Annotated in this window: 27 protein-coding genes; 14 read left to right on the top strand and 13 right to left on the bottom strand. The window is 71.7% G+C overall.

The annotated features are described in order from the left end of the window. The 6 genes from ABD240_RS00560 to ABD240_RS00535 all read left to right on the top strand — a co-directional run. The coding region (locus ABD240_RS00560) for a hypothetical protein (RefSeq protein ID WP_344334364.1) at window positions 1-252 on the top strand (252 nt) is incomplete at its 5' end. Window positions 253-397: 145 nt separating this feature from the next. Further along, complete coding sequence (locus ABD240_RS00555) at window positions 398-850, top strand: acyl-CoA thioesterase (protein ID WP_291798883.1); 453 nt, start codon at window positions 398-400, stop codon at window positions 848-850. 96 nt (window positions 851-946) lie between these two features. Continuing rightward, complete coding sequence (locus ABD240_RS00550; RefSeq protein ID WP_291798886.1) at window positions 947-1,081, top strand: hypothetical protein; 135 nt, start codon at window positions 947-949, stop codon at window positions 1,079-1,081. After that, complete coding sequence (locus ABD240_RS00545) at window positions 1,078-2,640, top strand: sodium/proline symporter (protein WP_344334359.1); 1,563 nt, start codon at window positions 1,078-1,080, stop codon at window positions 2,638-2,640. Before ABD240_RS00550 ends, ABD240_RS00545 begins: the two co-directional genes overlap by 4 nt. Then, window positions 2,637-3,299, top strand: a complete 663-nt coding sequence (locus ABD240_RS00540) for a hypothetical protein (RefSeq protein ID WP_344334357.1) — start codon at window positions 2,637-2,639, stop codon at window positions 3,297-3,299. The genes ABD240_RS00545 and ABD240_RS00540 overlap by 4 nt, the downstream gene beginning before the upstream one ends. Before the next feature lie 88 nt (window positions 3,300-3,387). Further along, on the top strand, window positions 3,388-3,690 hold the full coding sequence (locus ABD240_RS00535; RefSeq protein WP_291791398.1) for a helix-turn-helix domain-containing protein: 303 nt from the start codon (window positions 3,388-3,390) through the stop codon (window positions 3,688-3,690). Window positions 3,691-3,699: 9 nt separating this feature from the next. On the opposite strand, the gene ABD240_RS00530 is transcribed toward ABD240_RS00535, so the two are convergent. The 3 genes from ABD240_RS00530 to ABD240_RS00520 all read right to left on the bottom strand — a co-directional run bounded on the left by ABD240_RS00530 (window position 3,700) and on the right by ABD240_RS00520 (window position 6,386). Then, the gene (locus ABD240_RS00530; protein WP_291791395.1) at window positions 3,700-5,460 is read right to left on the bottom strand and encodes a DUF885 domain-containing protein; all 1,761 of its coding nucleotides are present in this window, start codon (window positions 5,458-5,460) and stop codon (window positions 3,700-3,702) included. A 69-nt stretch (window positions 5,461-5,529) separates the two neighbouring features. Beyond that, a complete protein-coding gene (locus ABD240_RS00525; protein ID WP_291791393.1) occupies window positions 5,530-5,856 on the bottom strand; it encodes a transcriptional regulator in 327 nt (108 codons plus the stop codon). Beyond that, a complete protein-coding gene (locus tag ABD240_RS00520; RefSeq protein WP_344334353.1) occupies window positions 5,853-6,386 on the bottom strand; it encodes an MFS transporter in 534 nt (177 codons plus the stop codon). Before ABD240_RS00520 ends, ABD240_RS00525 begins: the two co-directional genes overlap by 4 nt. A gap of 296 nt (window positions 6,387-6,682) precedes the next feature. On the opposite strand from ABD240_RS00520, the gene ABD240_RS00515 reads away from it, so the two are divergent. Then, a complete protein-coding gene (locus tag ABD240_RS00515) occupies window positions 6,683-7,906 on the top strand; it encodes an MFS transporter (RefSeq protein WP_291791388.1) in 1,224 nt (407 codons plus the stop codon). A gap of 103 nt (window positions 7,907-8,009) precedes the next feature. Here ABD240_RS00515 and ABD240_RS00510 read toward each other — a convergent pair whose 3' ends face one another. From ABD240_RS00510 to ABD240_RS00500, 3 genes are all read right to left on the bottom strand, one after another. After that, window positions 8,010-9,401 (bottom strand): NAD-dependent succinate-semialdehyde dehydrogenase, encoded by a 1,392-nt coding sequence (locus ABD240_RS00510; protein ID WP_291791386.1) that lies wholly within the window; start codon window positions 9,399-9,401, stop codon window positions 8,010-8,012. A gap of 127 nt (window positions 9,402-9,528) precedes the next feature. Further along, window positions 9,529-9,786, bottom strand: a complete 258-nt coding sequence (locus tag ABD240_RS00505; RefSeq protein WP_344334350.1) for a thiamine pyrophosphate-dependent enzyme — start codon at window positions 9,784-9,786, stop codon at window positions 9,529-9,531. Beyond that, entirely contained in the window at window positions 9,783-11,390 is a 1,608-nt protein-coding gene (locus ABD240_RS00500) for an acyl-CoA carboxylase subunit beta (protein ID WP_344334349.1), read from the bottom strand. The genes ABD240_RS00505 and ABD240_RS00500 overlap by 4 nt, the downstream gene beginning before the upstream one ends. 99 nt (window positions 11,391-11,489) lie before the next feature. Between ABD240_RS00500 and ABD240_RS00495 the strand changes: the two genes are divergently transcribed. Then, a complete protein-coding gene (locus tag ABD240_RS00495; RefSeq protein ID WP_291791380.1) occupies window positions 11,490-12,338 on the top strand; it encodes a biotin--[acetyl-CoA-carboxylase] ligase in 849 nt (282 codons plus the stop codon). Then, entirely contained in the window at window positions 12,335-13,936 is a 1,602-nt protein-coding gene (locus ABD240_RS00490) for an adenylate/guanylate cyclase domain-containing protein (protein ID WP_344334345.1), read from the top strand. Before ABD240_RS00495 ends, ABD240_RS00490 begins: the two co-directional genes overlap by 4 nt. Before the next feature lie 69 nt (window positions 13,937-14,005). Here ABD240_RS00490 and ABD240_RS00485 read toward each other — a convergent pair whose 3' ends face one another. Then, complete coding sequence (locus ABD240_RS00485; RefSeq protein ID WP_344334344.1) at window positions 14,006-14,521, bottom strand: OsmC family protein; 516 nt, start codon at window positions 14,519-14,521, stop codon at window positions 14,006-14,008. Between the two features lie 93 nt (window positions 14,522-14,614). Here ABD240_RS00485 and ABD240_RS00480 point away from each other — a divergent pair, with 93 nt between their 5' ends. After that, window positions 14,615-14,839 carry a hypothetical protein gene (locus tag ABD240_RS00480; protein WP_291794473.1) on the top strand — a complete coding sequence of 75 codons (225 nt, stop codon included), beginning with the start codon at window positions 14,615-14,617 and terminating at the stop codon, window positions 14,837-14,839. Continuing rightward, a complete protein-coding gene (locus ABD240_RS00475) occupies window positions 14,829-15,266 on the top strand; it encodes a TA system VapC family ribonuclease toxin (protein ID WP_291794472.1) in 438 nt (145 codons plus the stop codon). Before ABD240_RS00480 ends, ABD240_RS00475 begins: the two co-directional genes overlap by 11 nt. A gap of 58 nt (window positions 15,267-15,324) precedes the next feature. Here the strand turns inward: ABD240_RS00475 and ABD240_RS00470 are convergent, their stop codons facing one another. Then, complete coding sequence (locus tag ABD240_RS00470) at window positions 15,325-15,558, bottom strand: MerR family transcriptional regulator (RefSeq protein ID WP_344334340.1); 234 nt, start codon at window positions 15,556-15,558, stop codon at window positions 15,325-15,327. Further along, on the bottom strand, window positions 15,555-15,776 hold the full coding sequence (locus tag ABD240_RS00465; RefSeq protein WP_344334338.1) for a MerR family DNA-binding transcriptional regulator: 222 nt from the start codon (window positions 15,774-15,776) through the stop codon (window positions 15,555-15,557). Before ABD240_RS00465 ends, ABD240_RS00470 begins: the two co-directional genes overlap by 4 nt. Before the next feature lie 71 nt (window positions 15,777-15,847). On the opposite strand from ABD240_RS00465, the gene ABD240_RS00460 reads away from it, so the two are divergent. After that, window positions 15,848-16,015 carry a hypothetical protein gene (locus ABD240_RS00460; RefSeq protein WP_344334336.1) on the top strand — a complete coding sequence of 56 codons (168 nt, stop codon included), beginning with the start codon at window positions 15,848-15,850 and terminating at the stop codon, window positions 16,013-16,015. 130 nt (window positions 16,016-16,145) lie between these two features. Then, the gene (locus ABD240_RS00455) at window positions 16,146-17,369 is read left to right on the top strand and encodes an MFS transporter (RefSeq protein ID WP_344334334.1); all 1,224 of its coding nucleotides are present in this window, start codon (window positions 16,146-16,148) and stop codon (window positions 17,367-17,369) included. A gap of 90 nt (window positions 17,370-17,459) precedes the next feature. On the opposite strand, the gene ABD240_RS00450 is transcribed toward ABD240_RS00455, so the two are convergent. From ABD240_RS00450 to ABD240_RS00435, 4 genes are all read right to left on the bottom strand, one after another. Beyond that, entirely contained in the window at window positions 17,460-20,219 is a 2,760-nt protein-coding gene (locus ABD240_RS00450; RefSeq protein WP_291795181.1) for a DNA gyrase/topoisomerase IV subunit A, read from the bottom strand. Window positions 20,220-20,400: 181 nt separating this feature from the next. Next, window positions 20,401-21,078, bottom strand: coding sequence for a DedA family protein (locus ABD240_RS00445; protein ID WP_291795183.1), 678 nt, complete (start codon window positions 21,076-21,078; stop codon window positions 20,401-20,403). Between the two features lie 45 nt (window positions 21,079-21,123). Beyond that, window positions 21,124-23,283: a sensor histidine kinase gene (locus ABD240_RS00440; protein ID WP_344334331.1), complete on the bottom strand. Its 2,160-nt coding sequence runs from the start codon at window positions 23,281-23,283 to the stop codon at window positions 21,124-21,126. A 107-nt stretch (window positions 23,284-23,390) separates the two neighbouring features. After that, window positions 23,391-24,335, bottom strand: a complete 945-nt coding sequence (locus tag ABD240_RS00435) for a DMT family transporter (RefSeq protein WP_291794679.1) — start codon at window positions 24,333-24,335, stop codon at window positions 23,391-23,393. Between the two features lie 129 nt (window positions 24,336-24,464). Here ABD240_RS00435 and ABD240_RS00430 point away from each other — a divergent pair, with 129 nt between their 5' ends. Next, window positions 24,465-25,259, top strand: a complete 795-nt coding sequence (locus tag ABD240_RS00430) for a response regulator (protein ID WP_344334329.1) — start codon at window positions 24,465-24,467, stop codon at window positions 25,257-25,259. Window positions 25,260-25,395: the final 136 nt, after the last annotated feature.

Genomic DNA, 25,395 nt, shown 5'->3' with positions numbered 1-25,395 from the left:
CTGCGCGTCCGCGTCTCCGGGCTCAGCACCGCGGCCCTGGAGGGCGGTGCCCGCGAGGCCGTCCGGGAGGCCCTGGCCCGCCTCGCGGACCTCACGGCGGAGGGCCGTCCCGTCCCGGACCTCGGCGACCGGGTGCTCGCCGATCAGCTGGTCGTGCTCCTCTCCGACTGCCTGCCTGAGTACGGAGCGGCGGAGACGACCACGGCGCGCGGTCTGGACATCGCCAGGGAGCTGCGCCGCGCACTGCCGTGAGCCGGGCCGGCGCGGTATCCTCGCAGACACGGAGCAACGGGGCGGCGCACGGACGCGGAGCCCCGCGGCGTGCGGCTGCTCCGGGCCTCCCCGCGGCAGGATCTTCCTGCAGCGCACCGTCACACGACCGAGGAGGGCAGCCGCCATGGCTGAGCACGGAGCCGAATCCTTCGAGAAGATGAACTTCCACACCCGCAAGTGGGTGCGGCCGGAGGACCTCAACGCGAACGGCACGCTGTTCGGCGGCAGCCTGCTCCGGTGGATCGACGACGAGGCCGTGGTCTATGCGATGATCCAGCTGGGCAATCAGCGCATCGTCACGAAGTACATCTCGGAGATCGAGTTCGTGTCCTCGGCCATCCTCGGCGACATCCTCGAGATCGGCCTGCAGGCCGTGACGTTCGGCCGGACCTCGCTCACCATGCGGTGCGTGGTCCGCAACATCATCACGGAGGAGACGATCCTCTCCATCGACAGGATCGTGTTCGTGGGAGTGGACGAGCACGGAGCGCCCACACCTCACGGGTACGACAGCATCACCTACGCCCGCGATCGCTTCCCGGAGAGCCTGCGCAGCCGCACCCGCACCGTGCAGTGAGGGAGACGCGGTTCCTGCGAGCTGCCCGGGAGGACGCGGTGACCATACGGTGAGATGTGCGCCACGAGTCACGATCCGGTGTGTATCGTCCCTCACATGTTCGGACTTCCTGCCTTCACCACTGCGGTGATCTTCGGTATCCCCGCCGCATGGGCGGCGTACACGCTCATCTTCGTCTGGGCCTCGCGGAACTGGTCGCGGGAGGACGCGAAGGAGGCGGGTGAGCAGTGAGCATCGAACTCGTCTTCCTCATCATCTACTTCGTCGCGATGGGCGCGATCGGCGTCTGGTCGGTGAAGAAGGGCAGCGGTGACTCGGAGGGCTTCCTGCTGGGCGGACGCAGTCTGGGCCCGGCGGTGACCGCTCTGCGCCTGCAGAGCTCCTCGATGTCCGGCTACATGTTCATGGGCGCGGGCTCGCTGGGCAACACCCAGGGCTACTTCGGCATGTGGTACGCGATGGGCGACATCGGCGGCGGCGTGCTCAACCTCTCGATCCTCGGCCGCCGCATGCGCAAGCTCTCGCAGATGCTGGGCTCGCTCACCTCGATCGAGTACCTCGAGCACCGCTATCCCTCGAAGTGGACGCGCGCGATCGCCGCGCCCATCGCGGTGTTCTGCATCTTCTTCTACGTGATGAGCCAGTTCATCGGCGGGGGCCGCGGACTGGAGATGGTCACCGGGATCCCGTACGAATGGGCGCTGCTCATCGCGGTGGGCGTCATCGTGTTCTACACGTTCCTGGGCGGCTACCTCGCGGTGGCCTACACGGACTTCGTGCAGGCGATCATCATGCTCATCGGCATGCTGTGGATCTTCATCGCGACGATGATGGCCGTGGGTGGCCTCACGGCAGGCAACGAGAAGGTCGCGGAGATCAACCCGAACCTGCTCTCGATGTTCGGCCCGGACGGCTACCAGGGCGATGAGTGGGGGATCATCATCGGCGCGGTGCTGGTCTTCTCGATCGGCTACCTGGGCTGGCCGCACGTGGTCGTGAGCCACATGGCGATGAAGAAGCCGTCCGTGGCACGCTCCGCGAGCATGTACGCCACCGGCTTCAACCTGCTCTTCATCCCCGCCCCGTACATCATCGGCCTCATGGCGCTGCTGGTGGTGCCCGGCCTCACCAACCCGGAGATGGCGATCTTCGAGGTGGCGGACACGGTCCTGCCCCCGTTCGCGGTGGGGATCGTGATGGCGGCGATCATGGCCGCGATCATGTCGACGGCCGATGCGCTGCTGCTGCAGTCCGGGACGATCGCCAGCCAGGACCTCTACCGGCGGTTCTTCAACCGGAACATGTCCGAGAAGCAGTCCGTGTGGGTCTCGCGCTTCACCGTCCTGGGGCTGTCGATCATCGGCTACGTGGTCGCCGTCAACGATCCGCCGGCCGTCGCGGCGATCGTGATCTTCTCCACGACTGTGCTGGGTGCGGCGTTCGTGCCGGCCTACATCTGCGCGGTGTGGTGGAAGAAGGCCAACACTCCGGGCGCTCTGGCCTCGATGATCACGGGCACCGTCGTGGCGGTGGGCTGGGAGGTCCTGGGGCTGGCGGACCTCACCACCATCGACCCGATGGGCTCGGGCATCGTGTCCTCGACCCTGGCGATGATCATCGTCTCGCTCGCCACGCAGAAGTCCCATCCCGTGCCCGCGCACATCCGTGAGGCCGTCGTGGAGACGGCCAAGGTGGGCCCCATCCCGGCACGTCTCGCCGTCACGCAGAACAGCGGGCTGGCCGCGCAGGTGCCGGTCTCCGGTGCCGAGGCCGCGGACCGGGAGAGGTGACGCCCGCCTGCCACCCCGCGCTGCCGCCGGTCCTCACCGCCGCCGAGGCCCGCTCCCGGGGGCTCCACCTCCTCGAGGGGAAGGGCCGGGCGGGGGGATGGGCCACCGAGGGTGCGGCCGCGCCCTCCCGCTCAGGCCGGGCTGTCGGAGGTGCGCATGCCTCCGGTGCGGAGGCGGGCAGCGCGGAGGCGCGGCTGGTCCATCACCCCATGTGGGCCGTCCGCTTCGATGTGGAACGCGGGCCGCGCGGTCTCGAACGTCTGCTGTGCCTCGTGGATGCGGTGTCCACCACCGCCCACATGGTGGCCGAACCACAGCTGGCCGCGGCGGTGCTGGACGCGGTGCGCCGCGGGGAGGAAGGCCTCGTCGACGCCTCCGGCGCTCCTGGCGCAGCTTCCCCGCACCGTCCGCCCACGGTGTCTGCGGAGGACGCGATGGAGGCCGCCAGGGCCGTGGCGGGAGCGGCCATGCGGAAGCGGGCCAAACTGGCCTTCCTGTTCTCCCTCAGACCGGCCGCGCGCCCGGCGCTCGTCCTCAAGCCCAACTGGCTCGTGCGCGCGCAGGGGAGCGCGGCGGAGGCGGAGTTCCTGCTGGACGGCCTGGACGGGTCACACTATGTGATCGCCTTCAGGCGCCGGGCCGGGCGCGACCCGGAATAAGCGTGAAGACTGCGAATCTGCGCCTGTTTCGCCCATAGCCGCTCATAAGCGGCGGACGGTGAAGGGAATCTTGCCGAGTCTTGGACTCGTGGCGATACAGGCGAGTGAAGTGGAGCGCGCGGCATCACGCGCCCTCGGGGAGCTGCTGCGCACGCGGCGCTTGGCGAAGGCCCTCTCGCAGGAGCGGCTCGCCAACGAGATCGGCATCAACCGCAACTACTACCAGCAGATGGAGTCCGGGATCTCGCAGCGGAACCCGCGCACCCCTGCGAACCCCACCTTCCTCATGCTCATGCGCCTGAGCGAGGTGCTCGACGTGCCGGTGGGGCAGCTGGTGGATGAGGCGATCGAGGCGGGGAAGCAGGAGATCCGCAGACGCAACGGGGAGTGAGCGAGCTCCTCAGAAGCCCTCGACGAGGGCCTTCTGGAGCGTGGACAGGCCCACGGACCCCAGCCCCAGCGCTCGGGAGTGGAAGTCGCGCAGCGAGAACGCACGGCCGGCCGCCTCCTCCCGCGTGCGCACCTCCTCGCGGATCTGCTGCCAGATGCGCTGGCCCACGGAGTAGGACGGGGCCTGGCCGGGCCAGCCCAGGTACCGCTTGAGCTCGAAGTCGAGGAAGCTGTGCTCCATCGCGACGTTCTCGGTGAGGAAGGCCCAGGCCTTCTCGCGGTCCCAGACCCCGCCGCCCACGGAGGAGGGTGCCTGCTTCCTGCAGTGCACGCCGATGTCCACGCACACTCGCGCGGCGCGCAGGCGCTGCGAGTCGAGCATGCCGAAGCGGTCGCCGGGATCCGCGAGGAACCCGAGCTCGTCCATGAGCCGCTCCGCGTAGAGCGCCCAGCCCTCGCCGTGGCCGGAGACCCAGATGCCCTGCCGCCTCCACGCGTTGAGCCGGTCCTCCCTCATCACCGTCGCCCCCAGCTGGAGGTGATGTCCCGGCACGCCCTCGTGGTAGACCGTCGTCCTCTCCTGCCAGGTGGCGAACGACTCCACTCCGGAGGGCACGGACCACCACATGCGGCCCGGGCGGGAGAAGTCCGAGGTGGGCGGCGTGTAGTAGATCCCGCCCGTGCCGTCCTCCAGGACCATGCACTCGATGGTCCGCACCTCGTCCGGGATGTCGAAGTGCGTGCCGGCCAGCGCCGCGGTGGCCTCGTCGGCAGTCTCCTGCATCCAGCGGCGCAGGCCGTCGAGACCGTGGATCCTGCGGAGGGGATCGGCGTCGAGCCGCCGCATCGTCTCCGTCACGGATGAGCCGGGATACAGCTCCGCGGCGATCTCCTGCTGTTCGGCGTCGATGGAGGCGAGCTGCTCGAGTCCCCACTCGTAGGTCTCGTCGAGGTCGACCGTCGTGCCCAGGAAGGTGCGGGAGTGCAGGGCGTACTCCTCCCGGCCCACCGCGTCGTCCGCGCGTGCCTCGGGCAGCATCTGCTCGTGGAGGAAGGAGGCGAACCGCGAGTACGCGGTGCGTGCGGAGTGCGCGGCGTCGGTGAGCTCCGCCCGCAGCCCGGCGGAGATCCGGTCCGCGTCCGGCGAGTCCGCGGCTCCGGCGACGAACCGGTCGAAGTGGCCTCCGGCCTCGGCCGCGGCCTGCGCCTGTGCGATCACCGCCTCCACCTGCGTGCGTGCGGGGATGCGGCCGCCCGCCCGTGCCTCGAGGAGTGATTCGCGATGGCCCGCCAGCGCCTGGCTCACGGCGCGGAGGCGCGAGGCGTTGGCCTCCCAGTCCTCGGCCGAGGCGGTGGGCACGAGGTCGAAGAAGTCGCGCACCGCCTGCACCGGGGAGGCGATGACGTCCAGCTGCGAGGCGTCCGCGCCGATCGCGTGGATCTCGCGTTCGAGCCCGAGGCGTTCGCGCAGGGCGTGGGCGGTGACGGCGTCCGTCTCGTCGAAGGTCCCGGCGGCGCGGGAGGCCGATTCCGCGGCCTCGAGTGCGGAGAGCGTCCGCGCGGCGAGGTCGTCGCGGGCCGCCCAGCCGCCGGGGGAGAAGTCGTCGAGCTCGTCCTCCCGGCCGGGGGCTCCCACCTCCACGCGGAGCGCGGGGGAGAGGTCCAGCATGCTCCGGAAGTGGGTCTCCGCGACCTCGTCGACGGGAGTGGGTGTGCGGGGAGCCGTGGCGGGCGTGCCGGCTGCGGTGCCGGTGGCGGTCTGCTCAGTCATGGGAGCCAGCCTACTCAGGGTGCGCCCCCGCTGACGACACGACAGCGGGGGCGCCTGCGGCGGTGCGGCTCACTCCGGAGACGCGGCCTCGGCCGGTGCCGCAATGGCCCGGAGAGCGGCCAGATGGCGCTCCCAGCGGGCGAAGCCCTCCTTCGTGAGTGAGAGGGTGGTGCGCGGCCGCTTGCCCACGAAGCCCTTCGTGGCCTTCACCAGTCCCGCCTTCTCCAGTTCGGCGATCTGCTTGGAGAGGACGGAGTCGCTCACCTGGAGCTCATCGCGGAGCTCGCCGAAGGGGACGCTCTCGAGGGCGGCGAGGGAGGCGGCGATGGAGAACCGGACGGGGTGGGCGAGTGAGCTCTCGAGCCGGAAGCGCGGGTGGGCGGCCTGCGCGGTCATCGTCCTGCCCCTGCCTGCTGCGCCTGCCGTGCGTCCCGGGCCTTGGCGGCCTCCGTGCTCACGGCGATGACGAACGGGACCACGAAGGCCGGTGCGATGAACATGCCCAGCATCGTGCCGCCCAGCGTCATGCCGAGGACCCAGAGCACCGCCCAGACCCCCATGTAGACGAGCCAGCGCGTGCTCAGACCGCGGCGCCACCGCTCACGGAAGACCATGCCGGCGATGATTGCCGCACCGATCCACATGAACGCGAGGATGAGGATCGTGACGGTGGGCGACAGGCCTCCGGGAGGGGTTGTCATGTACGGGGCCAGGTGCATCCCGAGTGTGCCGAACGTGCCCACGGCGCAGAGGATGCCGTAGCAGATGAGGACGGCGGGGACCGGCGCCGGCAGGGTGCGCGCGGCACCTGCGGCCTGCGCGAGCATGGCCTGCGCCTGGGCCGCGCTGGGCTCTCCGCCCGGGCTCTGCGCCTCGCGGTCGGGTGGTGCGGGGTGGCTGGTGGGATGTTCCGGTGAGCGTGACATCGTCGTCTCCTCCTGTGCGGCTGCGGCTGCCCTGTGCGGCCGCCGCGGCCTCTGCGTCCCGAGCCCGGGTGAGGGGCTGCGGCTTCATCGATCGCCCTGTGGGTCCGTCCGGACTCTGCGGCGATGGATCCAGTATTGCAAGCACTTTCCAATCATGCAAGTACTTTCTTGAGGCTCCCCGGGGCCCGGGCGAGCGCGGGACGAGGCGTACGATGGTGAGGTTCTGCCGCGCCCGCGAGCGCGGCCGCCGCTGCACCCGCAGCCCCGTCCCTTCGTCAGAGGAGCAGTGCCCCCACGTGCCCGCATCGGAACCGCAGCCCGCGCAGGAACCGCAGATCCCCCAGCCGCTGTGGACGAAGACCTTCGTCATCGGCATCGTCGTCAACCTCTTCATGTCGATGGTCTTCTACCTCCTCATGACGACGATGGCGCTCTACGCGGTGGAGAGGTTCCGGGCCGCGGAGACGGGCTCCGGTCTCGCGTCCTCCGCGTTCATCATCGGCGCGGTGGCGGGACGCGTGATCGCGGGCAAGTTCCTTGACTTCATCGGCAGGCGCCGGTTGCTCCTGGTCTGCATGGCGCTGTTCGTGGTCGTGGGGCTGGCGTACCTGCCGGTGGGCGACCTCACCCTGCTCATCGTGCTGCGGCTGGTCCACGGCGTGGCGTTCGGCATGGGGAACACCGCCCTCGTCGCCTCCATCCAGTCGATCATCCCCGGCGACCGGCGCGCGGAGGGCAACGGCTACTTCGGCACGGCCACGACGCTCGCGACCGCGCTGGGTCCGCTCATGGGCATCTGGCTGTCCGGCCAGTTCGGCTTCGGCATCCTCTTCTGGATCTCGTCCGCCTGCGGCCTCGCCGCCATGGCGGCCGCCTACTTCTACGTCGTGCCGGAGCGCGAGCCGGACAGCGAGGAGCGCCGCCGCAAGTGGTCGCTCCACCCCTCCACCTTCATCGACGTGCCGACGCTGCGGATCGGCTCCGTCATGGGGATCGCGGGCCTCGCCTACTCGGCCGTGCTGGCCTTCCTCAGCGTGTACGCGAACGGGCTGGGTCTGCCCGGGGCCTCGGCGGTCTTCTTCCTCGTCTTCGCGGTGGGCTCGCTGGCCGCACGCCTCTTCGCCGGACGGCTGCAGGACAGCTTCGGTGACAACGTCGTGCTGATCCCCGTGTTCGTCTGCTATGCGGTCGGCATGATCATCGTCGCCCAGGCGCATGCGACCTGGGCGTTCGCCCTCGCCGGCCTGCTGGTGGGCCTGGGCTTCGGATGCCTGCTGCCCTCGCTCCAGTCGATCCTCATCGCCCGCACCCCGGCGGCGCGGGTGGGCGTGGCGACCTCGACCTTCTACCTCATGCTCGACGCGGGCACGGGAGTGGGTCCGGTGGTGCTGGGGGCCGTGGCGGGCAACGGCGGGTACTCCGCCATGTACTGGCTGTGCGGCGGGCTCGTGGTCGTGGCGGCCGCCGTCTACCTGCTGGTGCACGGACGTCGTGCCCGAGGCGGCCTGCAGGGGCGCTGAACCGCCTCGGGCCATCCGCTCATGTCTCACTCCACGTCGATGTGGGACCGGAGAATCCGCGCAGAGTGAGACATGAGCGGCGGGAGAGCGCTCCCCGCCGTGGTCAGCTCGCGCTGTGCGGGTGCACCCGCACGAGGCGCTCGTTCGTGAACTGGCCGAGGGCCCAGCGCTCGTTCTCCCGGCCGTAGCCGGAGCGGTCGATGCCGCCGAACGGGTACTCCGGTCCCGATTCCTGGTGTGCATTCACGAGGCACATGCCCGCCTCGACCCGCTCGGCGAATCGCCGGCCCCGGTCCTCGTCCCGCGTCCACACGGAGGACATGAGGCCGTACTCGGTCTGATTGGCGAGGCGCAGGGCGTCCTCCTCGTCGGCGGCCCGGTAGACCATGACCGCCGGACCGAAGAGCTCCTCCCGGCCCAGATCGGACTCCGGATCGATGTCCGTGAGCAGCGCCGGGGACATGAAGAAGCCGGGACGGTCGAGCACGCGGCCGCCGGTGCGGAGCACTGCGGTGCCCTCCTCCACGGCCTTCTCGATGCGGGCGACGACCTCGTCACGGGCGTCCTCGGAGGAGAGCGGGCCCATGTCCGTGTCCGGGGCGTCGTAGTCGCCCACGCGCACGCCGTCCACGGCCTCCTCGGCCGCGGCGACGAAGTCGTCGTAGAGCTCGTCCACGACGATCATGCGCTTAGGCGAGGTGCACACCTGACCGGCGTTCGAGGTCCGGATCCCCACGAGCTTCCGTGCGAGCGCGCCCACGTCGTCCGTGTCGAGGACGACGGCGGGGTCGTTGCCGCCCAGCTCCAGCACCGAGCGCTTGAGGTACTTCGCGGCGATGCCCGCGACGGAGGCCCCCGCGGCCTCGGAGCCGGTGAGGGAGAAGCCCTTGACCCGGGGATCCTTCAGGACCTCCTCGGCGTCCGAGCTGTTGAGGTAGATGTTCGTGTAGACCCCGCCGGGCAGTCCGGCCTCCTCCAGCATCTCCTGGAAGGTCCGGGAGGAGCGCGGGCAGATCGAGGCCTGCTTCATGAGGATCGTGTTCCCCACCATGATGTTCGGCAGGGCGAAGCGGGCGATCTGGTTGTACGGGAAGTTCCACGGCATGATGCCCAGGAGCACGCCCAGCGGGTCGTGCCTCACATAGGTCCGCGAGGCCACGGGCGCGTCCGGCAGCTCGGTGGGTTCGAGATGGACCTTCGCGTTGTCCGCGAACCAGCGGGCGGTCGCCGCCACCTTCTTCGTCTCCGCCACTCCCTGCGGCTTGGGCTTGCCCATCTCGTGGCCGATGATGTCCGCGAGCTCCTCGGCCCGCGAGTCCACGATGTCCGCGAACGTGCGCAGGATCGCCGCGCGCTCGTCGACGGACGTCTCCCGCCACGTGAGATGCGCCTCGTGTGCGCGGTCGATGAGCGCGGGGATCTCGTCCTTGCCGAGGGAGGGGAAGGTCTCCTCGACGACGCCGGTGTTCGGGTTGGTCACTGCGAATGTGCTCATGTCCGCCACCCAACACCCCCTGTGCGCTCATGTCCAGGGGGAGAGGCGTGTTTTCAGCTCGGAGCGCACAGACGCCCGGCGCACGGTCCGCCGGGCGCCGGGCGGTGTCTGCGGACTGCTGCGGGTCTCAGAACCGCGACCGCCAGCTCCCGCGCAGCGGACGCCGGACCGCGCGGGCGGGGGAGGAGAAGCCGCCCCGTCCCCGGTCCGCGGCACCGCTGCTCCCGGCGGCTCCGAGGCCGCGGTCCGCAGTGCCGCCGTCGTCGGTGCCGGCCGCGGTGCCGCGGAGGCGGCCCAGCGCGGTGAGCGCGGCAACCGCGCCCTGCTGCGCGAGGGTGCGCTCGAGGGCGGTGGTGCGGGAGGCGCGCGTGCTGCGGCCGCTCACAGCGGGATGTTCCCGTGCTTGCGCGCGGGCTGGTCCACGTGCTTGTTCTCCAGCGCGCGCAGCGAGCGGATGATCCTCGCGCGGGTCTCCGAGGGGCGGATGACCGCGTCTATGTAACCCTCCTCGGCCGCCAGGTAGGGATTGAGCAGCTCGTCCTCGTACTCCTGGATGAGCTCCGCGCGGCGGGCCTCGACATCGCCCCCGGCCTCCTCGACCGCCTTGAGGTCGCGGCGGTAGACGATGTTCGCCGCGCCCTGCGCCCCCATCACCGCGATCTGCGCCGAGGGCCAGGCGAGGTTGATGTCCGCCCCCAGCTGCTTGGAGCCCATCACGCAGTACGCGCCGCCGTAGGCCTTGCGGGTGATGAGGGTGATGAGCGGGACGGTCGCCTCGCCGTAGGCGTAGATGAGCTTGGCCCCGCGCCGGATGATGCCGCTGTACTCCTGGTCCGTGCCGGGGAGGAAGCCGGGCACGTCCACGAATGTGAGGATGGGCAGGCCGAACGCATCGCACAGCCGCACGAACCGGGCGGCCTTCTCCGAGGCGTCGATGTCCAGGGTGCCGGCCAGCTGCATGGGCTGGTTGGCGATGATTCCCACCGCGCGGCCCTCGACCCGGCCGAACGCCGTGATGACGTTGGGGGCGAAGAGCTCCGCGACCTGGAGCAGGGTGTCCTCGTCCAGCACGGTCTCCACGACGTCGAGGATGTCGTAGGGCTGGGAGGGGGAGTCCGGCACGAGGCCGTCCAGCGCGCGGTCCGCCTCGGACTCCTCGAGGTCCGCGGGCTCCTCGTAGGCCGGCACCGGGTCGAGGCTGTTCTGCGGCAGGTAGGAGAGCACGTCGCGGACGTAGTCGAGCGCGTCGGCCTCGCTGGAGGCGAGGTAGTGGGCATTGCCGGAGACGGCGTTGTTGGTGCGGCCGCCGCCCAGCTCCTCGTGGCCCACGTTCTCACCCGTGACGGTCCTGATGACGTCCGGGCCGGTGATGTACATGTGCGAGGTGCCGTCGACCATGACGGTGAGATCGGTGAGGGCCGGCGAGTACACCGCGCCGCCGGCGGACGGCCCCATGATGAGCGAGATCTGCGGGATGACGCCGGAGGAGGCGACGTTGAGGCGGAAGATCTCCGCGAAGAGCGCGATCGAGCCCACGCCCTCCTGGATGCGGGCGCCGCCGGAGTCGTTGATGCCGATGATGGGGCAGCCGAGCTTGAGGGCGAGCTTCTGCACCTTCACGATCTTGCGGCCGTTGGCCTCCGCCAGGGAACCGCCGAGCACGGTGAAGTCGTGGGCGAACACCGCCACGGTGCGTCCTTCGACGGTGCCCAGTCCGCAGACCACGCCATCCCCGTCCGGACGGTTGCGCTGCATGCCGAAGTGGGTGTTGTGATGCCGGACGAACTCGTCGACCTCCTGGAAGGAGCCTTCGTCGAGAAGCTGTGCGATCCTCTCGCGGGCGGTCTGCTTGCCCTTCTTCCGCTGGTTCTCGATCGACCTCTCCGAGCCTGCGTGCGCGGCGGCGCGGCGGGCCTCGAATGCGGCGATGCGCTCAGCCGTGGTGCGCGGGACCGAGGGTGCGGGGGAGGATGCCGTGGACTCACTCATGGGTCACAAGCCTACGTGCGTCCGCACTGTGGTGACGAGAGTCCCAGGACGGGCCCGCCCGCATTGTGGTGCCGCGCCAAAACGGACTACGGTGATGTGGTGCACACAGAGCAGTACCGTTCGCCTCTCTTCCCCGCCGGATCGCCCGGCTCTCCGCTTCTGACGGGCCCCGATGCGCCGGTGGTCCAGGAGTGGCCCCCGGAGCAGACCTCGACCAACACCCGGCTCGCCGAACTCCTCGAATCCGGCGTCCGCATCCCGGACTTCGCGGCCGTGGGCACGGACCATCAGGTGAACGGCCAGGGCAGGCTCGGCCGCACCTGGACGGTGCCCGCAGGGGCCGCGCTCACCTTCTCCGTCCCCGTCGCGCTCCCGCAGAACGCGGACCTCGCGGGGCTGGGCTGGATCCCCGTCGTGACCGGCCTCGCGGTCACCCGTGCACTGGCCGGTCTGGGCGTGGCCGCCCGCATCAAGTGGCCCAACGACGTGCTCACCCCGGACGGGCGCAAGCTCTGCGGGATCCTCTCCCGTCTGGTCCTGCGCCCTGACGGGGGCCGCAGCGTGGTCGTGGGCGCCGGCGTCAACGTCTCGCTCACGGAGGAGGAGCTGCCGGTGGAGACGGCCAGCTCCGTCCTGCTCGAGGGCGGTGACCCCGATCGCGCGGCCCTGCTCGTCGGCATCCTCACCCACCTGCCCGGTCTGGTGCGCGAGGTGCTGGCCGCGGGCACCGGCTTCTCCCGGTCGGAGGCTGCCGCCGAGGTGCGTGCGGCGATGGCGACGCTGGGCTCCCACGTGCGCGTCCACCTTCCCGGCGACACCTCCTTCACCGGGATCGCCGTCGACCTCGACGACGAGGCGAACCTCCTGGTCCGCGACGACTCCGCCCCGGCCTCGGCGGAGCCCGTGCGGGTGTCCGCCGGAGACGTGGTGCACGTGAGGCCGGCATGAGCGAGGAGACGCCCGCCCAGTCGGGTGCTCCCTGGACCGGTTCCGTCCGCTGGGCGGATGCCGCGGACCCGGAGGCGTGGAAGCCGCGCACGCAGGCCCTGCCCCTCGTCGAGGAGCCGGCGGAGGCGCTGGAAGCCGGTGGGAGCGGAACCTCTGCCGCAAGCTCTCGTGCCGAGGGCGCGGACGAACGGGCTGAGGCGGACTCCGGTGGGCAGGAGGATGCCGAGGCCCACGCAGACGCGGAGGCCGGTGCCGCGGTGCCGGTCCGTGCAGGCGGAGATCTCCCCTCGGCAGAGGCGCATGCAGACGCGAGCTCTCCGGGAGGCGAACCGGAGGCATCGAGCGGTGACGCCTCGGCGCGGTCCGCGGAGGCCGAAGGGGAGCACGCGTCCGCTCCCTCCGCGGACGGCACCTCGCGGGCTCGGACCGGCGAGGAGCCAGCGCCCCTTGCGGACGAGTCCGGCGAGTGGTCGGTCCCCGGCGATCCGGACGCCGAGCGCGAGCTCTACGAGGAGGCCGCAGCGCGTGAGGCGGACGAGGTCGCGGACACCGTCTACGAACTCCGCAGCGCCGCGCAGCGCCTCGAGGAGCTGCTGATCGGAGGCAAGCGGGTCCTCACCCGCAAGGAGGTCGCGCAGCTCGCGGAGGTCTCCTCCGTGTCCGCGCGGAAGCTCTGGCGCGCCCTCGGCCAGCCGCTCATCCCGGAGGGGGAGGCCGCCTACACCGTCAAGGACGCCGAGGCCGTGCGCAGCATCGCGGACCTCGTCGCCTCGGGCCTCGTCGACGAGGAGACCGCGATGCAGTTCGCCCGCGGCGTGGGGCAGATGACGGACCGCCTCGTCGTCTGGCAGATGGAGGCGATGGTCGAGTACCTCACGGAGGAGAAGGATCTCAGCGATGCCGAGGCCCGCCGTGCCGTGCTGGACGTCTTCGCGGACCTCGTCGATCCGCTGCAGGGACTCATGGTCTACGCCTGGCGGCGCAACCTCGCCGGTGTGCTCAGCCGTCTCAACGTCAACGTCGAGGACGCACTGGAGATCGGCGGGGTGGCCCGCGGGCACGATGCGACGATGCCGCTGGCCCGTGCGATCGGATTCATCGACCTCGTCTCCTACACGCGGCTGTCGCAGCAGCTGGACTCCCGCGAGCTCGGCCAGCTGGTGAAGCACTTCCAGTTCCTCGCCTACAACATCGTGGCCGCCGGCGGAGGCCGGGTCATCAAGACCGTGGGGGACGAGGTCTTCTTCTCCGCGGAGACCCCGCAGTCCGGTGCCGAGATCGCGATGACCCTGCTGGAACAGGTGAAGGCGGATGAGAGCCTGCCCCAGTGCCGGGTGGGCATCTCATGGGGGAGGGTGCTCTCGCGCATGGGCGACATCTTCGGCACCACCGTGAACCTCGCCGCCCGCCTCACCGCCGTGGCGGAGCCCGGCACCGTCGTGACGGACGCGGACACGGCCCGGATCATCGAACGGGACCGGACCTTCGAGTTCAGCGGCCGCCGCGACATCTCGCTGCAGGGCCTGGGCGAGGTGGGCGTGGTGGAGATGCACCGCCTCTCCGCCGGCACCATCGCCACCGAGGACATCATCGACTGAGACGCTCCGGCCGCGGCGCTGCCGGCGGGTTGCCGCGGGCACCGTGACCGGCACCCGCAGCTGTGCCGCTCAGTCCGTGGTGCCTGCCCTGCGCACGGTGAAGCGGGGCGTCTCGCGCAGGCTCTGCCCCACCACGCAGTAGCGCTCGGTGGAGGCGGCGAGGCGTTCGAGCTTCGCATCGTCGGCATCGCAGTCCACCTCCGCGACGACCTCGATCGGTCCCACGCCCACCGGTACGGAGGAGTCCATCCCGAGGGTGCCGCGGGCGTCGAAGGAGCTCCGCGCGCGCAGGCGGGCGCTGCGGATCTCGAGGTTCATGGCGGTCGCGACGCTGCGGAGGGTCACGCCTGCGCAGCCGAGCAGCGCCTCCATGAGCATGTCGCCGGAGCAGGCGTCCGCCCCGTCACCGCCGGTCGCGGAGTGCAGTCCCGCGCGGGTGGGGCCGGACCAGGTGTCGACGGTCGCGGTGATGCCGTCGTCGCGCCAGTCTCCCTCCGCGGCGATGGGAGTGTGGGCGGAGTCCGGGTCCTGGGTGTAGCGCTCGCGGAGCGGGGCCTGCAGTGCGCGGAGTTCTGTGCGATCCATGGTCCGGATTCTCCCATGCGCAGGCCGGCGGCGGTGCCGCAGATGTCATGAACGCGTCATGGTGTCGTGATGACGCGATGTTATAGTGTAGCCATGCGTACGACCCTGGACATCGACCCGGTGGTGCTGAGTGCCGCACGGGCGAAAGCGGCTGCGGAGCGGATCTCACTGGGGCGGGCGCTGTCGGACATCGCGCTGGCCGCTTTGGCTCCGCGATCGGTATCGTCACAGCCGGATTCCGCCTTCCCCGTGCTGGCTGGGAATCCGGCGCACAGAGTGACAGATGAACTGGTTGCGGACTTCCGTGATGACGACTGATCCTTCACGGCCCGCGCTGCTCGATGTCAACGTCCTGCTCGCTCTGAGCTGGGACCAGCACGTCCATCATGCCGCCGCGCACGCGCAATTCGGGAAGCTGATCGGCTGGCGGACCAGTCCGGTGACCGAGGCCGGCCTGGTCCGCCTGTTGCTCACCGAAGCGGTTGTGGGCAGGAAGGTGACAGGGCAGGAGGCGCTTGGGCAGCTGAAGGCGCTGCGAGGCGTCCCCGGGTGGGGGTGGCTCGAAGACGACCAGTCCCTTGCGGTGCCCATCGTGGACCTTCGCGTTCTCATGGGGCGCCGACAGGTCACGGATCTTCAGCTGGTGAATACTGCTGCCGCGCACGGTGCTGTGCTCGCCACATTCGACGCTGGTCTCCGTGATTCCCTTGCACCTGCGGATCGGCAGTGGGTGGAGGTCTGGTGAGACGCTTGCGTCGGATGGGCTGAGCGCGGTCACGAGACGCACAGCTGCGCAGGACCGCTCAGCTGCGTGCGGTCTGGCGCTGCCGGACTTCCTCGGAGACAGGTGCTCCGTCGCAGTCCAGGCCGGCGGCGATCAGTTCGCGGTAGTGGTCGATCTTGCCCTCCAGCGCGGCCTCGGCTGCATCGAACGCCCTGCGCCGCTCCGCCAGCATCACCCGGGTCTCCTCCAGCAGGGCGATGCGGCGGCCGTGGCTCGCGGCACCTCCCGCGAGCAGCGCCACGAAATCCTTCATCGCCGCCGTGGGCATGCCGTGCCCCGGAGCGTGGTGAGAAGCAGGACGAGGTCGCGCTCACGGGGGCTGTAGGTGCGGCGCCCGGTGGGGCCCCGGTTCACCGGCGGGAGGATGCCCTCCTTCTCGTACCAGCGCAGGGTGTCCGGGCTGAGCCCCGAGAGCTCCGCCATCTCTGTGATGCCCATGCCGGTCGTCTCCGCCGTCACCGCTTCTCCCATGGGCGAAGGCTAGCTCCTGGAGCGGACTCCAGGGCAAGACACGGCCGGAGTCCCGTCCGGGCCCGGGGGAGGTGGGCATCGACGTGACGACGGCGGGCATCGGCCTCATCGCCGCCTTCTGGGCCTCCGGAGTGATGCCGCAGGCGCCGGGCTTCATCCCCGGACTCGAGGTCTCCGGCATCGTGCGGGAGCTCGGTGAGGGGGTCACCGGGCTTGCACTCCGCGTCCGGGAGGGCTGACGCCTGCGCGGCACCCGAGGCGCGCCCCTGCGCCGTGCCGGTGCGACACGCGCAGGTGGCAGGATGGTGGGTGCCGTCTCCCTTCTCGCAGGATTCGGCGCTCCGACCGCCGAGTCCCGAAGGGTGCCACGTGACCGCCTCCTCTGCTCATCCGCGCACGCGCTGGGCCGCCGTCGCCCTGCTGCTGGTGGTCGGCATCGCCGCAGCCATGCAGTTCGCCAAGGTCGCGACGGTCTTCGTGCCGGTCTCGCAGGCCTACGGCGCGGCCGGCACTGCGGGTGCCATGCTCATCTCCGCTCCCGCCGTGGTGGGACTGGCGCTGGGCCTCACGGCGAGCGTGCTGGTCTCCCGGCTGGGGTTCCGCCGCGTGGTCCTGGGCTGCCTCGCGCTGGGGGCGGTGCTCTCCCTCACCCAGGCGCTGCTTCCGCCGCTGCCGCTCTTCCTCGCCGCCCGTGCGCTCGAGGGCGTGGCGCATCTGGGTCTCGTGATCTCCTGTCCCGTCCTCATCATCCAGCTCAGCGCACCGCGCCGGGTCTCGCTGGCGATGAGCATCTGGGGCACCTTCTTCGGCCTCGCCTTCGCCATCGCCGGCTGGCTGGGACCGCTCGCTGCGGAGGCCTGGGGCGTGGGCAGCGTGTTCCTGGGGCACGGGCTCCTGCTCGCCGTGCTGTTCGCAGCCGTGCTCACGGTGCTGCCGCGCACCCCTGTGGACGGGCCGCAGCCTGTCTCCGCGCATGACGGCTTCCTGCGTGCGCACCTCTCCGCCTACCGCAGTCCGCGTGCCGTGCTGCCGGGGTGCGTGTTCGTCTTCCACACGCTCATGTACACCGCGCTCATCACGTTCCTGCCCCTCTTCACGGACTCCGGGACCGCGGCGACCCTGCTCATCTGGATGCCGCTCGTCTCCATCGCAGGCACGGTTGCGGCGGGACTCCTCGCGGACCGGCTGATGAGCACCTCCGCCGTGCTGCTGCTGGGCTATGCCGGGGTGGGCGTCCTCGTCGTCCTGGTCTGGGCGCTGCTGGGCGCAGGCTCCGGGATCCTGACCGCGGCGCTGGCGATGATGTTCTTCTCCGGGCTCATCCAGGGAGGGTCCTTCGGCCTCATCCCCGCACTGTCGACGGACCCCACCGTCGCCGCCCGGTCCAACGGCGTGCTCACCCAGCTGGGCAATGTGGGCAACCTGCTGGGACCGCCGCTCTTCGCCGCGGCGATCACCTCCGCCGGCGGAGCGGGCGCCGGGCCGCAGGCGTTCACCCCCGCGACGGTGTGGGTGGTCGTCTTCTGCGCGGCGGGCGCGGTGGTGAGCCTCCTGGCTCTCCGGCTGACCGGAGCACGGGCACCGCAGCGCTGACCGCGCGGAGCCGGTGCGGGCCCGGCACCAGGCCCGGCCCGCGGGATGATCGGCCCTGAGCGGGTCATCTGCGCAGGGATCCGGACCGGCTCAGAACAGCGGGTCCGGGCCGTCCTCGGAGTCCTCGTCGTGCGAGACGATGACCGCGCCGTCCGCGTCTGCACGGGCGCGGGCGATCTCCTCCCGGCGCGCGGCCTCCGGGTCTTCGTCGTCCGTGAGCAGAGGGATCGTGCCCGAGGCCATCCCCGCGACGGAGCCGGTGCGGGCACCGGCGCCCGCACGCGAGCCGGCCGCGGCACCGGTTCCAGCAGCGTGTCCGCCCGAGGCGTCCGCACCGGTGCCGCCGCCTGTGCCGGAACCGCCGGCCGCTCCGTTCGCCCCCGCGCCGGCATCCGCCTCGAAGGGCACCGTCCCCACCGCGTCGATCTTCGCCTCGAGCGGGGCACCGGAGCCGTCGCGGCGCGTGAGCGACTCGGGCAGGCTCCGCGCACCGCCTCCCGCGGAGGCCGCCTGCGGCGACCGGCCCACCCAGCCGAGCGCCAGCTCCGTCTCCCCGGTGAGGAAGCGGTGCGCGCGGACCCCGCCGGTGGCCCTGCCCTTGGCGGGGAACTCCGCGAAGTCCGAGACCTTGATCGAGGAGACCGGGTCGCCGTAGAAGTTCTCCCCCTTGGCGATGGTCACCACCCGGTGCTCCTCCGCCGGGTCGAGGAGGGAGAAGGCGATCACGCGTGCGCCGTCGGTGAGCCGGATCCCGGCCACGCCTCCGGCGCTCCAGCCCTGCGCCCGCAGCACGGAGGCGGAGAAGCGCAGCAGCTGTGCGTTCGAGGTGAGCAGGGCGATCTCCCAGGAGTCGGCCTCGGCCCCGGGGCGCGCCTGCGCGGCACCCACGACGGAGTCCTTCCCCTTGAGGGTGATCGCCTCCCACTCGGTCCGGTTGCCGGGCGCCCCCGCACCGGCCGCGCGCTTGACGACGCCGGCGGCCGTGGCGAGGAAGACGTCCTGCTCCGGGTCCACGAGGGCCAGCACGTGCTCTCCCCGGCCCAGCTCCACGAGGTCCTTGGCCGGCACGCCGCCGGCAAGGGCGGGCCGCGTGGCCTGCGGTGGGAGCTGAGGGAGCACGACCACGTCGAGCAGGACCATCCGGCCGAGGTTCGTCACCGCCGCGACCTTCCCCTGCGCCGTGCTCGGCACCTGGGAGACGAGGGCGTCATGGCTGGCGCGGCGCCCGGTGGTGGGCAGCGGGTCCTGCGCCGTGGTGCGGGCGACGCGTCCGGAGGTCGAGAGCAGCACCCAGCACGGGTCGTCGGCGACGGTGAGCGGCGCGGCGGACTTCCTGCGGCCCTTCGCGGAGAGCTCCTTGAGGGAGCCCTCGACGAGCACGGTGCGCCGGGGGTCAGCGATCCGGTCCGCGATCTCGCCCAGCTCCGTCGCCACCAGCTCGCGGAGCTCGTCCTCGTGGGCGAGCAGCCGCTCGAGCTCCTCGATGAGACTCCGCAGCTCGTCCCTCTCCGCCTCCAGCTCCAGGCGGGAGAAGCGGGTGAGGCGGCGCAGCTGCAGGTCGAGGATGTAGGTCGCCTGGATCTCGGAGAGGTCGAAGACCTCCATGAGCCGGGTGCGCGCCGTCGCCGCGTCGTCGGAGGAGCGGATGAGCTGGATGACCTCGTCGATGTCGAGGATCGCGATGAGCAGGCCCTCGACCAGGTGCAGCCGGTCCTTCGCCTTCGCCAGGCGGAAGCCGGTGCGGCGGCGCACCACCTCGATGCGGTGGTCCACGTACACCTGGAGGAGATCGCGCAGGCCCAGCGTGCGGGGCTGCCCGTCGACCAGGCAGACGTTGTTGATCCCGAAGCTGTCCTCCATGGGGGTGAGGCGGTAGAGCTCCTCGAGGACCGCCTTGGGATCGAAGCCGGTCTTGATCCCGATCACCAGCCGCATGCCCTTCTTGCGGTCGGAGAAGTCGTCGATCGAGGCGATGCCGGCCAGACGCTTGGCCTGCACCTGGTCCTTCACGCGCTCGATGATCTTCTCCGGACCCACGAGGTAGGGCAGCTCCGTGACGACGATGCCCTTGCGGCGGGCGCTGAGGCTCTCGAACTTCACGCTCGCCCGGGTGCGGAACGTGCCGCGGCCGGTCTCATAGGCCTCGCGGACTCCGTCGAGGCCGATGATGCGGCCGCCGGAGGGCAGGTCCGGTCCCGGCACGAACCGCATGAGCTCGTCCAGCGTGGCGTCCGGGTGCCGGATGAGGTGCTGGGCGGCGGCGATGACCTCGCCGGGATTGTGCGGGGCCATGTTCGTGGCCATGCCCACGGCGATCCCCGAGGCGCCGTTGACCAGCAGGTTGGGGAAGGCGGCGGGCAGCACCTCCGGCTGCGTGATGGTGCCGTCGTAGTTGGGGACGAAGTCCACGACCTCCTCGTCCAGCCCGGCAATCATCGCCATGGCGGAGGAGTGGAGACGGGCCTCCGTGTAGCGGGGTGCGGCGGGGCCGTCGTCGAGGCTGCCGAAGTTGCCGTGGCCGTCCACGAGGGGCAGCCGCATGGTGAACGGCTGGGCCAGGCGGACGAGCGCGTCGTAGATGGCGGAGTCGCCGTGCGGATGGAGCTTGCCCATCACGTCGCCGACGATGCGTGAGGACTTCACGAACCCGCGGTCCGGGCGCAGGCCCATCTCGCCCATCTGGTAGACGATGCGCCGCTGGACCGGTTTGAGGCCGTCGCGGGCGTCCGGGAGGGCGCGGGAGTAGATGACGGAGTACGCGTACTCGAGGAAGGACGTCTCCATCTCCTGGGAGACGTCGACGTCCTCGATGCTCCCCGGCGCGTCGCGCCCTGCGGTTCCGTCTGCCATGTCCCTAGCCGCTCTCCGTTCCCGCTCCCGCGAGCTGTGTGCATCCTGCGCCGAGCGCCTGCCCTGCGCGCGGACCCGGTCTGTCACGTGCAGGGACATCCTAGCCGTTCGAGCCCGATTCGAACGCGTGCCGGTGCGGGCGCGTGTCGGGCGGGAAGCGGCGTTCGCGCGGAGGCGCGGGTCAGTCCTGCTTCCCGGTCGTCTCCGGGACGTGGGTGCGCATGCGGCTGAGGCGCCCGCCCACCGCGCTGATGATCCTGTCCACGGCGAAGCCCACGACCGTCCCGAGCACCACGCCGACCACCATCGCGAGCAGCGGCGAGTCGCTGAGGAAGTATCCTGCCGCCAGGCCCATCGCGACGGAGAAGCAGGCCCACAGCACGGAGGCGATGCCCGCGACGATCCGGAACCGCGCGGGCGGGAAGCCGACCGCGCCGGCGGTGAAGTTCACCGCGACCCTGCCGACGGGGATGAACCGGCCGGCGAGGACGAAGGTGGTCCCGTTGCGCTTCAGCAGCAGCCGGGTGCGTTCGAGGATCCGCGCCCCCCGCGCGCCGCGGAAGCCGGGGATGCGATGGACGGGCACCCGGGTGCCGATCCGGTAGGCGATGAGATCTCCGGTGAAGGCGCCCGCCGCGGCCGCGAGGACGAGGCCCGGCAGGAAGAGGACGGAGCTGTCGCCGGAGACCGCGAGCGAGGCCGCGGCGATGACGATGGACTCGCTGGGCACCGGCGGGAAGAACCCGTCGATGCAGGAGAGGACGGCGACCGCGAGCAGCAGCCACGGGGAGGCCCCCAGCTCCACGGCGTAGCCCTCGAGGTGCGTGAGCACCTCGCCGAGCGTGCTCAGCAGGTCCATCCTCGTTCCCTCCCAGGCCGGTGCGGTGCCGCGATCCGCCGGGGCTCAGGCATGCGGCAGGACCGCATGGACGCGGAAGCCGCGGTCCGGTGCGGGGCCCGCCTCCACGATACCGCCGAGCGCCTGGGCCCTCTCTCGGATTCCTCGCAGGCCCAGCCCGGCGCCGGGTGCGGGCGTGAGGGGTCCTGCCTGCGGCGACGCCTCGTTGGACACGTCCACGACGACCGTCTCCGCGCCCACGCTCACGCTCACCGCGATCGGTGCGCCGGGCGCGTGGCGGACCGCGTTGGACAGCGATTCCTGGACGATCCGGTAGACGGTGAGACCGGTGGCCGTGCCCACCTGCGCCAGAGCGTCGGGGGAGAGCCGGGCTCCGGGGGAGAGCCGGGCCCCAGCCGCGGAGTCGTCCTCGGCCTCGGACCCGGCGGCCGCGGCGGACGGCTGGGCGGAGAAGCGGATCTCCGCTCCCGAGGCCCGGGTCGCCTCCACGAGTGCCGGCAGGTCCGCCAGCGTGGGCTGGGGAGCGAGCGGGGCCTCGGCATCGGCGGCGCGGAGCACGGCGAGGAGCCCGCGCATCTCCGTGAGCGCACGCCGGGAGGAGTCCGCGATGGCGGCGAATTCGGACCGCTCCCGCTCGTCCATCTCCTCGATGCGATACGGAGCCGTCGTGGCCTGCACGCTGATCACGGACATGCTGTGGGCGACGACGTCGTGGAGCTCCTGGGCGATGCGGTTGCGCTCGGCGAGATCGCGCTGCCGGGCATCGAGCTCGGCGCTGGTCCTCCGTTCGGCGGCCAGCGCACCGCGGCTCTGCAGGAGGGCGCGCACCCCTGCGCCCAGCAGTCCCGCACCGGCCATGACGGAGGCACCGGTGATGAGACCGGCGAGTGCGCCGGGGGTGAGGCCCGCAGCGGCGGATCCGCCCGGGACGAGTGCGGGGGCGAGCATCACCGCGGCGAGCACCGCCGCCTGGGTGAGCACCCACGCGGCCGCCGCGCGGTGCCAGGGCCCGCGGACGGCGAGGACGAGCACCGTGGCGCTCGCGGCGAGCAGGCTCGTGACCAGCCAGGGCCAGGGCTGTCCCGGCGCGGGTGCGCTGAGGAGCGTGCTTGCACCGGCGGCGGCGGCCGTGAGCACCACCGCGGGGTAGGGCAGACGCACCGCGAGCAGCAGCGCGGCGCTGTGGGCGCCGGCCAGCAGCATGGCGAAGACCACGGGCACACCGTAGGCGGCGGCCGTGACCGGCCAGCCCACCGCCAGGAGGACGGCGGCGGAGAAGCCCGCCGCGATCCAGGTCCAGCCCTCGGCGGAAACACCGGTGGCCGAGGCCGCGGCAGCCGCGCCCTCAGGAGCCGTGCCGGTGGGTGCCGGGCTGAGGGCGGAACCTGCGGGCAGTGGCACGGTGGTGTCCTCGCCGACCGGATCTTCACCCACGGGCCTCCTACCCACGGGCACCGTGCCGGTGGAACCCGTGCCCGAATGCCCGCCGCTCAGCGCGGCCTGCGTCGTGAGCGCATCGAGGAGGGCGCATCCCCGGATGACGGGCGGCAGGCTCACGAGGAAGACGAGGCCGAGCACCGCGTTGCCGATCGCGTCGATGAGATAGCGCTGGCCGGTGTCCGCCGGCGCGAGCAGGCCGCTCACGTCGACCAGCAGGAGCGTGGCCAGCGCACCGTCTCCGTCCGAGTGGGGGAGGAACAGGCCCCAGAACCAGTAGGTGAGTCCGCCCAGGGCGCCTCCGACCCAGGCGACCGCCAGAACGAAGGTGACGAGGCGCAGCGGGAAGGCGACGAGGGTCTCGAAGAGGAGGTCCAGCCAGCGCCGCGGGTCCGCCATGATGCCGAGGACACCGCGGACACCGCGTCGCTGAGGACGGTACCGGGGTGCGGGGACCTCGGCGCCCCAGGCGCGGAGGCGGGCGCGGGAGAGACCGGCGAAGGCGGAGGCGAGCAGGAGGGTGAGCGGCAGGAGGAGCAGGCCCACCCACACCACCGCCGTGCCGATGCCTGCGGCCGTGAGCGGGACGAGGAGGCTGAAGGCGAGGGTGGACAGCACCATGCCGGGCAGCACGTAGGCGAGGTCGCGGAGCACGTGCGCGGGCGCGTACAGGCGGCGCGCGGGAAGAGCGCTCGCCGCCGGCGGCGCGGTGCCGGGGGAGAGCGGGGCGTGGCCGGGGTGGGCGGCGCTGCCGGTGTGGGCGGACATGGGTCCATCCTCTCGTGGTGCGGGGGCCGGCGGGGAGTCCGGCAGGGGAGGGCGTGCAGGTGTCCCAGGTGCGAGGTGCGGGGACGTGCGGTGCGGAGGCGCGGCCGTCATCGGACGGCGCCTTCCCGCGCGCGGACCCCGGCGGCGGGCGAGGCGGTGAGCGAGGCCGGCACCGCCTCGGCCGCGGCCCGCCCTCCCACGCCGGGGTGATGACGGGCGAGCATGCCGATCCCCGCGAACGCGACGAGAGCGCTGACGATGAGAAGGCTCAGGACCTCAGGCGGCATCGGCGCGTACTCGCCCAGCAGCAGGGCTCCCACGGCGACGGCCGTGAGTGGGTCCACGACCGTGAGTCCTGCCAGCACCGTCTCCGGCGGCCCGGAGGCGTAGGCGGTCTGCACCAGCCACATCCCCGCGCCCGAGGCCGGCGCGAGTGCGAGGACGAGGAGCCACACGGAGGGGGACAGGGCGCCCCAGTCCCCGGAGCGTGTGAACAGCTCGGCGGCAGCCAGGTGCGCTCCGGAGGCCACGGTGCCGAACAGCACGCCGGCCGTACCCACCCGCGCGAGGTGGCCGGCGCCGCTGCGGGCGAGCGCGACGGCGGCCGCCGCACCCAGACAGAGGAGGAGGACGAGTGTGCCGGCCGCCTCCTCGCTGACCTGGGCGGGGAGCGAGCAGCGGGCCGTCAGACCCACGAACACGGCGATGGATCCGGTGGTGAGGGCGATGGAGGCGAGCAGGCGGCGGGTGAGCGGCACCCGCAGCGCGCGGGCGCTGATGAGGGCCGCGCACACGAGGGAGAGCGCTCCCACCGGCTGGACGAGCGCCACCGGGGCCAGACCCAGGGCGAGGATGTTGAGGACGGTCTCCGCGGCGATCAGCGCGGTGCCCAGCAGCCAGACGGGGCTGCGGAGGACCGCGAGGCGCACGGCCGTGCCCGCGCCGCGGCCGCGGGTGACGGAGAGATGCTGCAGATGGGTGCCGACGGCGAGGAGGACGGCACCTGCCGCGGCCGCCGCGACCGCGGCGACGAGGACGGGGGAGAGGATCATGGCAGCGAACCTACGGGGCGGTCCCCGTCCGGTCGTCACGCCTGAGGATGATCTTCGGTGATACCTGCGAGTGACCGCTCCTGCCCGCCGTCCTCCGGCGGCCCGGATCCGCCCGCTACGATCTGCCGTATGGCATCCCATCCCGGCAGCAGCGCAGACGGACGGCCCACACCCGCGGCGACGGGAGGGGATCCGGTGCCTGACCGCGAGCGCGATGCGGCCGCCACCTCGCCCGTGACCGTGCGACGGGAGGCACCCGGCGGTGCTGCGGTGCGGGTGGCCGTGGTCGACGATCAGGCCATGGTGCGCGAGGGATTCGGCGCCCTCCTCGACGCGCAGCCGGACCTCGCGGTGGTGGGCAGCGCGGACGACGGCGCGGGCGCGGTGGACCTGGTCCGCCGGACGCGGCCGGACGTGGTCCTCATGGACATCCGGATGCCGCACATGAACGGCCTCGACGCCACCCGCGCGGTGCTCGCCATGCCGGGGGAGAAGCATCCCAAGGTCATCATCCTCACCACCTTCGACGCGGACGAGTACGTGTTCTCCGCGCTGCGGGCGGGCGCCTCCGGCTTCCTGCTCAAGGACGCGACGGCCGAGGAGCTCGTGTCCGCCGTGCGGATCGTGGCCGCGGGCGACGCCCTGCTCTCGCCCCGGATCACCCGCACGCTCATCGCGGACTACGCCTCCCGCCCGGCGCCCCGGCGGACTCAGACGCTGTCCGAGCTCACGGAGCGGGAGCTCGACGTCATGAAGCTCGTGGCGACGGGCAGGTCCAATGCGGAGATCGCCGAGGACCTGTTCCTGTCCGAGCAGACGGTGAAGACGCACGTTTCCCGCGTGCTGTCGAAGCTGGGCCTGCGCGACCGGACGCAGATCGTGGTGACGGCCTACGAATCCGGGGTGGTGAGCGTGGGCGGCTGAGGCTTCGCCGCGGACCTCCGGTGGGCGTCTCACCGGTCGGGTGAACGCGTTCCCGAGGCCCGCCTCACTCTCCGGGTGGTTCGCCGTTCCCTCCTGTGGGTGATGCCCCGGCGGCGTGCGCCTCCGTACGTTCCTG

The organism is Brevibacterium salitolerans, from assembly GCF_039531405.1.
GTDB lineage: Bacteria > Actinomycetota > Actinomycetes > Actinomycetales > Brevibacteriaceae > Brevibacterium > Brevibacterium salitolerans.
Note: the sequence above shows the minus strand (reverse complement) of the source record. Positions and strands in the feature narration are given on the sequence as shown.

Bases quoted from the DNA above. Each gene is read 5' to 3' on its own strand.
- ABD240_RS00475 (WP_291794472.1), top strand. From the start codon at position 14,829: ATGACGACTGATCCTTCACGGCCCGCGCTGCTCGATGTCAACGTCCTG.
- ABD240_RS00485 (WP_344334344.1), bottom strand. From the start codon at position 14,521: ATGGATCGCACAGAACTCCGCGCACTGCAGGCCCCGCTCCGCGAGCGC.
- ABD240_RS00470 (WP_344334340.1), bottom strand. From the start codon at position 15,558: ATGAAGGATTTCGTGGCGCTGCTCGCGGGAGGTGCCGCGAGCCACGGC.
- ABD240_RS00480 (WP_291794473.1), top strand. From the start codon at position 14,615: ATGCGTACGACCCTGGACATCGACCCGGTGGTGCTGAGTGCCGCACGG.
- ABD240_RS00500 (WP_344334349.1), bottom strand. From the start codon at position 11,390: ATGAGTGAGTCCACGGCATCCTCCCCCGCACCCTCGGTCCCGCGCACC.
- ABD240_RS00550 (WP_291798886.1), top strand. From the start codon at position 947: ATGTTCGGACTTCCTGCCTTCACCACTGCGGTGATCTTCGGTATCCCC.
- ABD240_RS00430 (WP_344334329.1), top strand. From the start codon at position 24,465: ATGGCATCCCATCCCGGCAGCAGCGCAGACGGACGGCCCACACCCGCG.
- ABD240_RS00440 (WP_344334331.1), bottom strand. From the start codon at position 23,283: ATGTCCGCCCACACCGGCAGCGCCGCCCACCCCGGCCACGCCCCGCTC.
- ABD240_RS00530 (WP_291791395.1), bottom strand. From the start codon at position 5,460: ATGACTGAGCAGACCGCCACCGGCACCGCAGCCGGCACGCCCGCCACG.
- ABD240_RS00555 (WP_291798883.1), top strand. From the start codon at position 398: ATGGCTGAGCACGGAGCCGAATCCTTCGAGAAGATGAACTTCCACACC.
- ABD240_RS00450 (WP_291795181.1), bottom strand. From the start codon at position 20,219: ATGGCAGACGGAACCGCAGGGCGCGACGCGCCGGGGAGCATCGAGGAC.
- ABD240_RS00510 (WP_291791386.1), bottom strand. From the start codon at position 9,401: ATGAGCACATTCGCAGTGACCAACCCGAACACCGGCGTCGTCGAGGAG.
- ABD240_RS00525 (WP_291791393.1), bottom strand. From the start codon at position 5,856: ATGACCGCGCAGGCCGCCCACCCGCGCTTCCGGCTCGAGAGCTCACTC.
- ABD240_RS00435 (WP_291794679.1), bottom strand. From the start codon at position 24,335: ATGATCCTCTCCCCCGTCCTCGTCGCCGCGGTCGCGGCGGCCGCGGCA.
- ABD240_RS00445 (WP_291795183.1), bottom strand. From the start codon at position 21,078: ATGGACCTGCTGAGCACGCTCGGCGAGGTGCTCACGCACCTCGAGGGC.
- ABD240_RS00490 (WP_344334345.1), top strand. From the start codon at position 12,335: ATGAGCGAGGAGACGCCCGCCCAGTCGGGTGCTCCCTGGACCGGTTCC.
- ABD240_RS00465 (WP_344334338.1), bottom strand. From the start codon at position 15,776: ATGGGAGAAGCGGTGACGGCGGAGACGACCGGCATGGGCATCACAGAG.
- ABD240_RS00520 (WP_344334353.1), bottom strand. From the start codon at position 6,386: ATGTCACGCTCACCGGAACATCCCACCAGCCACCCCGCACCACCCGAC.